The following is a 13,262-nucleotide window of genomic DNA, read 5'->3' on the forward strand; positions in this document are numbered from 1 at the left end:
CGTCGAACGGCATCCCAGACTGCTGGAGGACATCGCCGGCAGGTGTGCCGCGGTACGCATCGTGGTGCCGCTGGCATTCGAGGCGGTGAGTCCGCCCGAGGCCACCCGGGTGGCCCGACGCATCGCCGCTGGCACAGGTGTCGGGGTCGACACAGTCGCGAATCACTGCACTCGCGCAGCTAGAGGACGCGCTATGCGACCTCCGCCTGTCTAGCGAGCCTGCCCGGATTCCCGACACGACTTGAGGGCGCAGCCGAAGGATCATCTGGACAGCTGCGTCGCCCGCAATCTGGATGGCGGCCGAGCGAGTGATCAAGCCGGTAATACCTTATAACAGAGCGTTCTGCCGCGGCATTTTACGAACTCTAACCTGCCGACCCCAGCAGTAAGGCGGCCGGACGCAAGCGAGGCACGGCCAGCGGACGCCGCGCCTGCCCGGGAGGCCGGTTCTAGTTAGCGTCATAGGGTCATCGGCATGCGCATGCCGCCGTTGCCGAAGCCGTCGCCCCCGGCTCACCTCCGACGGCCTCGCCGCCGGAACAACAGAAGATCGAGCACAGACGTTCCGGTCTCGGCGGTCTTGCCGTCCCGCGCTCCGTCAATCGATCCGTCTGTCGTCATGTATCGCTCACGATGTCGGTAAGGGGCTCGGACCGCTTAACATCGAGCCGACGGACCGATCGGGAGGTGAATGGGTGCGGAGCCGGCGGCGGTGGATGACGGCAGCGCTGCTGACCGCCCTGGCCGTATTGCTGACCGAAGGGCTCCTCGCTTTCTCGGTTAGCGCAGCCAGTAACGTCGACGTGACTTGGCCGTACGGCCTGGAGACGATCCGGCGCCACCCCTTCCGGTGGGCCAGCGTCCTGCTGGTGATCGTCGTCGTTCTTTGCATGCTTGCAGCCTGGCTGACCGAGCGGTCGTTGAAATCTGAACAGGACGATGTTGCCAACGCACCTGGACCGCGCCGCGATCCCGTTCCGTTCGGTGCTAGGCGGGCGGTCGTCGGACTCGAACGAGGGATTCCATGGATCCGCGAAGGGGTGGTGCGCTCCACCGTCGACAGGTTGCTCGCCAACGGCCCACCGGTTGTGTTGGTCGGGCTGCCCGGTAGCGGCAAAACAGTACTACTAGCACAGATCGCCGCACTGGTGGTCGATCGCATCCCTGAGGCGGTCGTAGTCAGTTTCGACGGGCCCGCAGCAGTGGAGCCGGGATACTTGCATACGGAACTAAACCGGATCCTGCACTCGCACGGGATCGGCCTGGACGCCGAGCTACTGCAGCGGATGCCCAACGATGTGGCCTTAAGAAAGCTCGCGGCGACGGCAGCGGATCTACCACTTCTCCTCGTGCTCGATGGTTTGGACTGGCTTGACGATCAGCGCCGTTCAGTCCTGCTCCATACCTTCGCGGACCTCCCGCGCTTGAAGGTCCTCGCAACCGCGCGGCGTCGGCCTCCGCCGGGCGAGCCAGCGGTTGTCGTGTATGTCGAGGCGCTCAACGACGAAGAGGCGGCCGCGCTAGCGGAGGCAGCCGTCGAATACCTCGGGCTCAGCGTCGACCCTGTAGACGTGCTAGCCGCTGCGCCGGCGGCGGTGAAGCGGCATCCGAGGTCACTGCTGTTCGCTCTTGCTCGGTGTGACCGTCTACCGTCGGCTGTGGCACGACGGCATCTGGCCGGAATGAAGGCACAGACCACGACCGTGCAGGAGATGATTAAGGCCCTGCCCGACGCCGATCGAACCCTGTTGCTCCGCTTGCTGCCGGTCGTCGGGATCGCACCTTCGCGCTTGATTGGGTGGTCACCGGTATTCGCCGGGGCGGAGGCCGGCGAGACTGGTGCCGAGCTACTGCACAGCGCCTTGGTCGAGATGCTGGAGCCCGAAATTCAAATCTCCGAGCTCGTACAGGAAGCCGCGCTGACCGTCGCCGCGGACACCGTCGCCCGCCTCGCACAAGACACGATTCAATCACTGTTAGAGGTGGCACCGGGCTACGCCGTATCTGCTGAATCGGTAGCGCCGACGCTCGCATATCGGCTAGAACGACTGGGACTTCCGGAACTGGTGGTGCGAATCTGCCAGGAGCGAGCGCTGCTTGACAGGCTCAACCACACAGGCCGTTGGGACGACTACCTTGCGCTCGTCCGGATTGGCGCCACCGCTGCTGAGTCGAGCGGCGATCTTGCGCTCGCTGCTGAGATGTGGCTGCGACTCTCGGGCAAGCTGCCCGAGCGTGGTGATGTCGCTGGTGGCGAGGAGGCGCTGCGCCGGGCCGAGCCGCTGGTCGGCCAGCTACCGGTACCGCTTCTGCGCAGCCGGTTAGCGAGTCAGCGGGGCCTTCTCCAGTTGTACCAGGGTTCGCCTGAGCAAGCGCTGCGCTCCTATCAGACCGCGATCGAGCTGGCAGACGATGCGGCCGCCCGGTGCGTTGCCCAAAAGCAACTGGGCCACGTATACGAGATGCTCGGCTACTCGGATCAGGCCCTGTTGCATTACGGGGCGGCCGCTGCGGAGGGTGCACACGACGACCGGCATGCCCTGGAGGCGCGGATCGACCTGGCACTCGCCTCCTCCCGGAGCCGATCGATGGATGAGGCCGACGAGAAGATCCGTGCGGCCATCGACGACATTCGTTCGCTTCCGCAGGATTATCCAGCCGGGCTCTGCCGGGCGCTACTCGCGCTCGCCGTGATCGCGTGGCGTCGGAACGATCGGCGGACCGCCCTGAGCTCGGCGCGGTCGGCGCTAGCGGTAACCGCCACCGATCCGCGGCTTCGGTTCGCGGCATATGAGTTGCTGCGCCGCTGGCAGCGCCCTTGGTGGCGGCAGGTGACCGCAACTCTCACCCGCCCCGCCAGCTTCGTGCAGGGGATTCGAGCGACGGATGCGGCGAACGCCCTCCCGGCAGCAGCGAAGAGCTACGAGGACGACGTGCGGCAGTTCTATGAGTGGCGAGATCGGTCGTCGACTGAGCTGGGACAGCGCAGCAACCATCTCACTAAACTCCGGGGCGACTTCGTCGCCTTCGCCTTAGGCACTGGAGCCGACCGTAAGGCGATGGAGTCGATCTTCCACGACGTCGAAACACGGACAATTGAACTCATCAGTGGATGATCTATACGACGAGCAAAGCACCGCCTTGCGGGCTGCTCTCGAGCACGCCGGGACCATCCACTTTCATCGCAGTCGACTCCCCCCGTTGTCGCCGCCAGTCGACCCATGGGACGCACTCGCACAAACGCCGCCAATGTCGCGTCGAGACGTGCTGGCATGGCGGGATGGCTTACTGTCCCCCACTGGTGACCGCAGCACGTGGGTGCGCACTGCGACCACTGGCAGCACTGGTGAACCCGTGTCCGTGGCCCACGACGCCGCATCTCGGGCGCTGGAGGAGCGAGTACTGTCTCGGTTCGTCGCGCAACACGGCGCCGCCGAGGCGTGGCACAATCGCGGTCTCGTGCACGTCGTATTGCACCCAGGCGGACGATCGCGGGCTGCGCGGAGCGGGTGGTCGCCGACGGCCACAGCGACGAAGTGGAATCTCATCCGCGCCTGGCAGCTAGATGACCACGACTTTTTGGCCCGACTGCAGACACTCGAAGGAATGGTGGTTACGGGCAGCCCGTCAACCCTCGAACTCGTCGCAGATCGAATTTTCAACGCCAATTTCAAAATCGAAGCGCAGCCAGCCCTGGTTGTGCTCTCCGGCGAGCCAGTGTCGACAGAGGTGCGCCGCAAGATCATTTACGCATTGAGCTGTGCGGTAACAAGCGTCTACGCGATGGGCGAGGTAGGAATTCTCGGCACGGAGTGCCCAGAAGGGGGTTACCACACCGAACCTAACGTCGCCGTGATAGAGGTGCTCGATGAGCGTGGAAACTCGGTGCGCGTCGGGGACATCGGAGAACTCACCGTTACTACCTTGCATAACCGAGCCATGCCACTGGTGCGATACCGCACGGGGGATCGAGTGGGTCAACTGCCGCCCTGCGGCTGCCAAGATCGTGGCCTGCGGGTGCGTCTAGCGAGTGTCCGCCCGGCCCAGTGGCTCGTTACCGACGGCGGAGCAGCTGTTCACACGGTCCGATTCGCGAAACTGTGGCGGACCTTACAGGTTTCGGGGGCACGACTCCACCAAGCCCCTGACGGCAGCGTCGAGGCGCAGTACTGGGCCCCGGATCCACTGACAGAGGGCCAGCAAGCCGTCGTAATCGGGTCACTACGGTCCGCCCTTGGTAGACAAAAGACGATCACTGCTACCTGGACCTCCGGCATGCGGCAACGCGTCCGGCCGGACACTCCCGCCGCCCCTGAACCCTCAACGCGACCTGAACCTCTGCCGGACGCACCGGGTGACGTGGCGGGCTGTTTACGGGAGGCGTTAGCGCCCGCATCTAATGAGATCGACGCTGTGCTGATCACGGGAAGCTACCTCGACTTCACCGGAGGCACCCGCTTCAGCGACATCGACGTCACCGTCCTCACGTCAGCACCCGTGCAGGTTCCAAGTTGGACCAATCGAATCCGTGACCTGCGAGCGCAGTTGCCCCGCCTGCGTATAAATGTCGAACACCCAGTGGGACTAGTAACCCGCTCACCCCTGATCGTTGCACGCATGCAGCAAGAGCGGTTGCTGGTGCTGGGGCAGATGCCAATCGCGTTGAGCGGATGGCCGGACCACGAGGCGCTGCGACGGGATGCGCTCACCTGGGCCTGGCAGTCGCTCCCACTACTTTGGCACCAGCTGAGCGCACCGCAGACCGAGCTGGAAGATCCGGTTTACACGGCATACCTTGCTCAAAAGTTCATCGTGGACGCTTGCCGCTATCACCATCTCTTGACTGGCGGCCGCACGACTAGGGCGTTAAGAGTCATAGCGGCAGAACTCGCCGCCCTGGCCGGTCCCACGCTATCTACTGATGGCCATGAAGCCTTCGAGGTAGCCCGGGAGTTACGGCCCCCACCGCCAGACGGCGGTGATGCATGCGAACGGTACCTAACGGTCGCGTCCGTGGTGCTGCGCGCGCTGTCGTCGGCCCTTGATGGAGGGAGTGGAGGTTTCGCAAACCAACAATCTCGGCCCTGAATCCCCATAATTGTGAGAGAGGATCAGAAGAGCTGACCTCCCCGCACTTAGGTGCGTCCCGTTTCAGCGAACGAGCTGGACTCAAGCACGCTCTCCGGGAGCCCGTATTTCAGCGGGGTACTCACGACGAGACGATTCTCAGCGTCGTGCTGCTACGCGAGCCGATGGTGAGCCATGTAATGCCGGTCCTTGTTGTTGGCGTCAGCTGGTGCTGTGGCTGCGCCCGGTTCCGGCGGTTGAGCTCTCACACCCTGCTTTGGGACTCCACCTACGGACCGGTGAACAAACACCTAGTGGTCAACGCCTATTACCTCCGACGGCACCGCCATTTTGCACCGCGGGGAGTGTCAGGCCCACCATCTCCACCAATTTTCTGGCGCGGCCACCGCGAGGACCTCTGGGGATGAGCGGTGTTGTTGCTCCCAGAGGTCGCCGCCCGCAGCACAGTCGCGGAACGGACCGTCGTCGCCGTAAAGGATGGGTAGTTGGTGGTCGAGTTCTCGTAGCCAGGACAGCATGCCAGTCATCTGCAGTCGGGCTTGTTCCCAGCCGTACCACAGGGCCGTCAGCCGTGTGACTGCTTCGTCGTGGCGCCACCATTGCTCGCACCAGTGCCACCGGGTCATGCCTACCTCGCCGACCGGGCGCGGGAAGGTCGGCAGCAGGTAGTTGGTCACCCACTGCTCGACCGTCGAGTACAGCGGCGGCTGATCGTCTTCATCGCCATGGTGGGTGCGTTCGGCTTGGGCCTGCTGCAGTTCGCTAACCTGCGCCGTCAGCCTCGCCACCTGAACCTTGAGTTCGTGAAGTTGCGTAGCCGCGTCAGTTCGGGTTCCCTGCGACGTGGTGGCTGTCATCGTGTCCTGCCCCGCATCGGCACCGCGGTGGCCGCTGCCGCTGGGTGCTTCCCGGCGACTGCGGCATTGACCTGGGCTACGCGAAGCTTTGGGAAGGCCTGCACCCAGGCTGGCGTCGCGAGCGTGTCAGCGTGGTGGACGGCAGCTGCGGAGGCGACGAGGTGATCGGCGTTGTCGTCGTGGAGCACGCTCGCCGACTGCCCGGTTGCGTGCTCGTTAGCCGGGGTGCGGTGACTATCGACCGTCCCGCCGTCGCGGACTCCTTCACCGCGCTCGGCAGCCGCTCGACTCTTCAGATCGAGGGCCAGCGCCTCCTCCACATGGCGCTGAGCGAGGCGGATAGCCTCGACCGGCCGCCCGTCGGCCTCGCCGACCCCGATCGCCTGGTTCATCTCGGCCGCGAGGTCGCGGAGCAGTTGCATTGGATCGCCAGCGGGGAGTTTCCCCGTGGCGCGCCACTGGCGCTGCAACTCGTCGAGGGACTCTGGCCGGACGTACTCGGCCAGCTTCATCGCCTCCTGCCGGACGGCGGCGTCGAAATGATCGACCACTGCAGGGCCACCCGGTGGCAGCGCTGCTGGGCCGTCCGGGGTGATTTCCCGCCGCCCGGGTGTGCTGCTGTGCGCACGAGCTCCGCCGTGGTGGCGGTGACCTGAGCGCGCGTCACGCTCCCACACCTCCCGGGCAGCGGTACGCATGGCCTCCGGGATCGGTACTCCCGCCTGCCGATGGCGTTCGTAGGCGGCCATCAGGTCCGGGCGGATCTGCCGCAGCCGTTGCTCGGCGAACTCGGCGGCCCGTTGGGCTACCGGGTCGCTGCTGGCGTGGATCGTCGCGGTACGCCAGACGGCGGCAGCCTCGGCGAAGCTGGCCTTGTTGACCAGCCAATCACCGTCCACCGACGCCGCCATCCACTCCCGGTCCGCCCGTACCTTCGCTGCCAGCCGGTCGGCTTCGCGGCGGGCCGCCGCGGCGGCCATGTCGCGGCGGGCATAGCGTTCCCGCTCGGCGGCCTTGTTCTGGATGCCCACGGCGGCCCAGCGGGCGCCGGCCTCGCCGACAGTCGCCATCGTCGCCAGCCCTTGTAGAAACTGTTGGCGGGTCTCGGCCATTGGGTCCTCGTGTTGCTGCGGGTGCGGCACGTGCACCTCCCTTGCCTGCTCAGCGGCCGCGCGCGGTGCGCCGGCCGCCTTCCACTGTCGGTGCGGGTGTTGACGTCGGAGTTAGCGGCAGCGTTACCGCCCGTTGCCGGGCAGCCGCTGCCAGCCGCAGTGCGTCGGCTGCGGTTCGAGCCGCTTCGGCCTGGTGCAGGCGTTGCTGGGCGTTCCGCAGCTGCTTGAGGGTGTCGGCGAGCCGGGCCAGGTCCATGACCAGCGCGAGGGCTGCGATGGTGTCGTCGTCGCCGGAGATGCGGCCCATGAGCGCTACCAGGCGCGACATGGCGCGCATCTCCTGGGATCGGCTGGTGGATTTCTGGACCCGCCCGTATAGGTCCCGGGCCGCCCGGTCGAACACCTCGGCTGCCCGGTGCAGCGGGCCGCGCCGGTCACCCTCCGCCGAGGAGGCCAGGCTGGTGAGCAGGTCCGCTGCGGCGACGGCGGTGGCTTGTGCTCGTCCGGGCGCGGCGTGGGCGTTGCGGCGGATGTCGTCGGCCGCCGCGGTGACCACCTTGGCGGCCTGACGCATCGCGTCGACCCGCTCGCCCCGGCCGGCCGTCGGCTTGGTCGGTAGCAGCGTGGGAGTGTCCCACCGCAGCCGCAGCTTCGGCAGGGTCATGTCGGGCGCCAACCGGCCCCCGCCGAAGTACACCGGTTGCCCGCCGGCGGTGCGTGCGCCGGGCAGGGCCACCGCGTACCCGGTGATCTCGCGGGGATCGGTTCTGCTGTGCCGGAGCCGGACCAGGATGCCCGCCTCGCGTAGCCGGGCGAAGAACTCCTCCTGCGAACCGGCCGCGGCCACGGCCGTGCGTACGCGCCGACGCAATTCGTCCCGGGGTGTCTGGGCGCGGCCGGTGCGGCGGGCCTTGCTGACCTCGGCGGGGTGGGGGCGGCGGTGGGCGGTGCGGTCAGCCGGCGGGACCCGGCGGTTCAGGTTGTAGCGGCGGGCGACGTTGTAGGTGGCCTTGACGCAACGCGGGTAGTCATTGCGCAACCAGTTGGTACGGCCGTCCTCGCGCACCAGCGTGGCAACTATGTGTACGTGGTCATCGGCGTGGCGCATGGCGATCCACCGCAGGCCCGGATCGGCGGTGGTGGTGGCGACGCCGACCTCGGTGAGCATCTGAACCGCCATGTTCGCCCACGTCGTGTCGCTGATACTGCGCTGGCGATCCTCGGGGGCGAGCCGCATGCTGGCGTGCCAGACAAACTTTTTCGGCGGGCGGTAGCCGGCGCGGACTGGCTGCTCCAGCAGTGCCGTCAGCACGCGCAGGTCCCGCTTGTCGCTGGCGGTGACTCTGGGCTCTAGGTCTGCCAGAGGGCCTGCGCCATCCCAAGCGGCCACCAGGCGCGGGTTGATGTGTTCTTCCGCCTTGCCTGGGCCCCACAGGTAGCGCAGCAGGCCGCCGATGCGCGAGCCCCGCCGGTGCACCCGCGTGATCATCGCAGCTTCCTGTCGATCCGGGAGATCACCTCGTCGAGCCGAGCCACCGCCGCCGCGCAGAGCCGGACGGCCTCGGCGGCCCAGTCGGGCAGTTGGCCGGTGGCGTTGAACGCGGCGGCGGCCTGGTTGACGTTGTTGCCGAACATCACCATGGCGCGGCGAGCGGCGAACAGCTCGTGCTGCAGATCGCGTAGGTCGCCGGTCGTATCACCGGGTGCGTGAGCTGCCGACGCGGCGGCGACCGCGACCTTCGCCGCGTAGCCCGTCGCGGTCAGCTGCGCGATCGCCGCCGCTGCGTCTATGGCTTCCTTTTCCTCGTCGGACAGCCTGAGCAACATCGCGTGCAGACGGGCGGGACGGTTGTGGGCACGGTGACGCGCCTTTCGTCGCGGGGCAGGCTGCTCACGGTCCATTGCCTCCACTGTGCGGCCTGGGCGTTGCCGGCCATGTCAGCGCTAGCGGCTACGGAGGTCCGCCAGGTCGACGTGGCGGGCAAAGCCCAGCCTCCAATGCCAATCTGCGACCGCGCCCGGTCGCAGATTGATTAGCAATGGCCATATCTTGCTCTGCCAGTCCCAGCCCGGTCGAATCAACTACCCCCGGCGGCGCGCGTCCTGGGCAGTCACCATCAACGGGCCCCGGCGCTCGCCGCAGACCAGGATCCGATCAGCCTTTGACGGATTCGGACGCGGCCGACATCGGGGCCGCCGGCACCCGGCGTGACTGTCGGAGTATGGCACCGACCACGGACGGTTCCAGATCTAGCACAATAGCCGGCAAGCCGGGCATTTGGGGCTAGGCCCGGAGATGATCGATCGGGCCGTGAATCGATGCACACGGCCCGATTACTCGTACGAACCACCGATGCGGCACCGTCTCGGCTGCGCAATGTCAGGCAAAGCCGGCCTCACCGAAGGGGTCGTCGAAGTAGATCAAATCAGGCCGGCCGACGAAGACATAAAAGAACGACTCGGGTACGTAACCCGGACGCTTTAGCCAGTTTCGGACCTGCGGTCCAACTCCCATGGATTCCGCCATCTCGCACAGCACCGTCTCAGTGTCGGAGTATATGTGCCCTCGTCGAAGGCGACCAACGGACCAGCGTTCCATGAACTCAGCGAGAACCGACGAGCCTGATTCGGTGCGGCTCATTCCCCAATCGTGTAGTGAGCGCGAGCTCCAAAGCACATCATTGATCGCATTCGACGTTTGGGTGCGGTGCCAGACCTCGAGAAGGTTGGAATGAGATTCCCGACCCGCCAGCACTTCGCCGATATAGACGAAGAAGCGGACCATCAGCGTGGCGTTTTGGCGAACATCGACCGGGACTTGGGTGCCCAGAACGGCCAACGCGCCTTGCCGAAGCAAAAGATCAGCAACGCCCACGATAGCCCGGCCACGAGGGGCCGTATAACAGGCACTCAGGATGACCACTGGTGGCACCTCGTCCAGTTCCGGTCCGAGGCACAGGTCCTCCCCGATCACCAATGCGGCGATATTACTATCGCGTGAGAGCGAGCCATGTGCGCTGATTACGAGAATGTCAGGTTTATGGGCTTTGATGGCAGCTCGCAGTTCGGCTATTGACAAGGCCTCAATTCGCTCAAGCTCCACCAATGGCGCCTGCCCCGCAAAATACTGTTCCGAAACGTCCCAGCCCTGACGGGATGCGACTCCGACCGGATCAGATGTTGGGATGCATTCGGCCACGAGAACCTTACAACGGCGCCGAAGGATGATACCGGGAGATCTGCTTAGTTCCAGCTGAAGCGTACGGGTCAGGGGCATAACAGGCCGGTATGCGATGGGAACGCGCGTCATCAGTGGAGCGCTGTCAGACGGCAGTCGCAGGAGGCCGATCGGAAAGTTCGTGTAGGCGTAAATCATCGATGCGCGACTGATGGCCGTGAGGACACCCGGAGTCCAGGACACGTTGGCTGCATGGTTGAGCTTCTCAAGCATCCGCCACACCTTGGCGCTGTTCACAGTCCCCTCAAGATGCCGTTCGAGCTCGGCCAGTTGAGTGAAGGCGTCCTGCGGGACCTCGGGCAGGGGAATCCCGATGCCGCCTCGTCCGACCGCTCTCCGGGTGACGACGAGTTCGATCGCCGCTCGTTCTGCCAGGGAATCGGGTCTCGTCCCGATCTCCAGTGACCACGTGTCTTCAGGATCGAGAGGAGGCATTCGACGCACCCGCGACCGTGCGCCCGCGCTCAGCGCCATTCGCGAGTAGCTAGCGGGGACGCCCGGCATCGACACTGCGATGACGGGCGAGAACCGCTTGAACTGTTGGGCAATTGTGTCGTCCCAGCGGGCACTGGCTTCCTCTGGTGTTGCGCCCGCTTGATCGAGTGCGTTCGTCGCCGCATTGATCAAGAGAAGGCGGATGGCTTCCTTCACGAGTGAGTCGATTTCGGAGTCTGTTCCGATTTCTGCCCACGGTTTATCACTGTATTGCCTTGCCAGCCACCGTGTCGGCAGGGCCGCCGGCGCCAGATCAAGTCGCCCGGGCAGGTTCGGTTCACGTCCGAGGTAGGGCTGGTTGGGCAGGTGGTGCCGATGAATCTGGCGCCAGTGTTCGCGGAGAGATTCGTCGGACAGACGTGAGAAGCCGATCGCGGCCAACGCAAACCCGAGGCTCGCCGAGATGGGTGCGACCTGGTCGAGTTGATCATCTGGACAAATAACCAGCATCGGCTGCGTTGCCTTGGCCAAGGCACGGACGCGCATTTCGGTGAAGAGATTCGTCGGCATGAGGAGGATGTCATGCGAGAGATCGAGACGCTGCAACGCGGTGATGACCGTCGCCGGCAAGTCGAGGAGTTGAGTCAGGTCGTTCGGCAGGTGAAGGCAGTACCAGAGCGCAGGCAACGCGGCCGCGACTGCCCCGTCGAGGTGGTGGGGAACGGTTCCCGGCTCGCCCGCACCGAACGGCTCCCACCGTATGGGCTGGTCCGAACCCTCCTCGTCCGTATTAAACAGGACGACGTAAAGCGGTCGTTGTGCCCAACTCGCCGAATTCTCCACGACTTGATTATCCCCTCTGCCGTGCCGCTAGTGGCATCCGGCCGGTGCCGCCCTCGAGACGCTGCTCAGCGATTACCAGCGGGTGCTCGGCCTGACCACCCTGATACCTACCTTTCCGCCACAACCTCGCCTACTTGGGTGGTGAGGCTGGAGGCCCAGCCCGCGCTGACCACCGGCTTCGAAGAACTACTTGTCGACCATCTGCGGGTACTCCGCCCCAGCTATCCCGCCACTCCGACTACCAGCCCCAGCCCTGCCCACCAGCGCAGGCGGGCGAACACGTACAAGCGGTCGGTTATTGCGTCCGGTCAGATGCCGGCGAACTTCCACCGATCGAATACGCTTTCCTGCCAATAACCGCCGTCGGCGTAGGAGGTCCGGTCTGTAGTCTCCGTACGTTCGTCCGAGTGGCGTTGCCGGTCGGTCCACCGGCGGACGGGCCAGGGTCGACGCCATGCAAGATTTCCTCACGGTGCTTGTCGGCCCACTCGTCGGTGGTGTGCTCACTCTGGCCGGTGTCGGATGGAATCAGCGAAGTAGCCGACGGCAGCAAGAGCGGGCCGACCATGCCGCCGTGAACGACAAGATCGAGATGGTAAGCGGCGAGTTGATCGCTGCTGTATTCGATCTTCGCATGGTGATGGCGACGCAGCAGCCGCAGTGGAACTCATGGCCGCCACGCCTGATGGCGCTCGGTCGCGCCTTCGTCGAGTACCAGGCCGGCCGACACAGCTCGGGCGGGGCGCACGGCGCGGCGATGGCCAGCCGTGTGGTGGAGGCCTTCCACGAACGGTCGAAAACGGCGGCGGAGACGGTGCTTGGCGTCCCGGTCCAGCGACTCACGACGGCGATCAGCCGGGCGGTACTGCTACCTGATGAAGCCGTCACCGCCGCCGCGGCGGAACTCGGCGTCGTCGCGATGGAGGCGATGGGCGCATACGCGGAGGACAGCCTGTACCGGCCCAAGGCCGCAGCCGCCCGCCGGCTGGCCGCCGACACCGCGCTCGAAGAGGCGGTCGGCGCCCTGACCCAGGCGGTACGGCAGCGCCGCGACCAGCCGCTGACGCCAAAGCGCCAGCGGTGGTGGCGGCGCCGCCGATCCGTGTAGAAGCGGACCTTCAAACCTGCTCCGTCACGCCGGTACCGGCGAGCCGGTTGAAGAGGCGTCAATCCCAGCGCGACGGAAGGCCTGCGACAGCAGACAGCGCGCTGCCATACGCTCGCACCTGAGGCGACAGGCTGAGAATGGAGAAGGCATGGACGGAGAAATCTGGGGCGAGGCGAACGTGACCTACCCCGACTGGAAGGGCACGGCGCAGCTAGACGAGCGCATGACGGTTCCGTGGGAGGGGCTGGCGCGGACTGTCGGCCTCGACGGTGACCAGTGGCAGGTGGTCGGGTTCAGCATCGGCGGCGGTGAGCATGGGTACGACCTACGGGTGGTCGCCACGCCCGTTGATGTGTGGGAGAAGGTCAAGCCCGATGATGATGCCGAGATCGAAGTAACGGAGTTCCTCGTTCACAATGTTGACCCGCTCGCGATCCTTCAGCAGATGACGCACGTGTTCGAGTTGAAGATGCGGCTTCGCGGGCTCGACGGTCGTCGAGTGCGGGTCCGGGCGTTGTCTGACCTTCCTTCAGAGTTGTTTGTAGATGAGATTTTCGGGCCCCAGGAGGGCTAGCGACATT

Annotated in this window: 9 protein-coding genes; 4 read left to right on the forward strand and 5 right to left on the reverse strand. The window is 65.6% G+C overall.

The genetic code is table 11. From position 1 onward, the window contains the following. The first annotated feature begins 716 nt into the window (after positions 1-716). A complete protein-coding gene (locus ABZU25_RS17085) occupies positions 717-3,116 on the forward strand; it encodes a hypothetical protein (protein WP_355030287.1) in 2,400 nt (799 codons plus the stop codon). A gap of 490 nt (positions 3,117-3,606) precedes the next feature. After that, positions 3,607-5,088: a hypothetical protein gene (locus ABZU25_RS17090; RefSeq protein WP_355030288.1), complete on the forward strand. Its 1,482-nt coding sequence runs from the start codon at positions 3,607-3,609 to the stop codon at positions 5,086-5,088. 347 nt (positions 5,089-5,435) lie between these two features. Here ABZU25_RS17090 and ABZU25_RS17095 read toward each other — a convergent pair whose 3' ends face one another. The 5 genes from ABZU25_RS17095 to ABZU25_RS17115 form a co-directional block, all read right to left on the reverse strand. Then, a complete protein-coding gene (locus tag ABZU25_RS17095) occupies positions 5,436-5,945 on the reverse strand; it encodes a DUF4913 domain-containing protein (protein ID WP_355030289.1) in 510 nt (169 codons plus the stop codon). After that, positions 5,942-7,087: a hypothetical protein gene (locus tag ABZU25_RS17100; protein WP_355030290.1), complete on the reverse strand. Its 1,146-nt coding sequence runs from the start codon at positions 7,085-7,087 to the stop codon at positions 5,942-5,944. The genes ABZU25_RS17095 and ABZU25_RS17100 overlap by 4 nt, the downstream gene beginning before the upstream one ends. Positions 7,088-7,106: 19 nt before the next feature. Next, a complete protein-coding gene (locus ABZU25_RS17105) occupies positions 7,107-8,546 on the reverse strand; it encodes a relaxase (RefSeq protein WP_355030291.1) in 1,440 nt (479 codons plus the stop codon). Continuing rightward, positions 8,543-8,884, reverse strand: coding sequence for a hypothetical protein (locus ABZU25_RS17110; protein WP_355030292.1), 342 nt, complete (start codon positions 8,882-8,884; stop codon positions 8,543-8,545). Before ABZU25_RS17110 ends, ABZU25_RS17105 begins: the two co-directional genes overlap by 4 nt. Positions 8,885-9,437: 553 nt before the next feature. Continuing rightward, positions 9,438-11,573, reverse strand: coding sequence for a CHAT domain-containing protein (locus ABZU25_RS17115; protein ID WP_355030293.1), 2,136 nt, complete (start codon positions 11,571-11,573; stop codon positions 9,438-9,440). Positions 11,574-12,147: 574 nt separating this feature from the next. On the opposite strand from ABZU25_RS17115, the gene ABZU25_RS17120 reads away from it, so the two are divergent. Both ABZU25_RS17120 and ABZU25_RS17125 read left to right on the forward strand, forming a co-directional pair. Further along, entirely contained in the window at positions 12,148-12,681 is a 534-nt protein-coding gene (locus tag ABZU25_RS17120) for a hypothetical protein (RefSeq protein WP_355030294.1), read from the forward strand. A gap of 148 nt (positions 12,682-12,829) precedes the next feature. Further along, entirely contained in the window at positions 12,830-13,255 is a 426-nt protein-coding gene (locus tag ABZU25_RS17125) for a hypothetical protein (RefSeq protein WP_355030295.1), read from the forward strand. Positions 13,256-13,262: the final 7 nt, after the last annotated feature.

This window comes from Micromonospora sp. NPDC005215, assembly GCF_040607915.1.
Taxonomy (GTDB): Bacteria; Actinomycetota; Actinomycetes; order Mycobacteriales; family Micromonosporaceae; genus Micromonospora.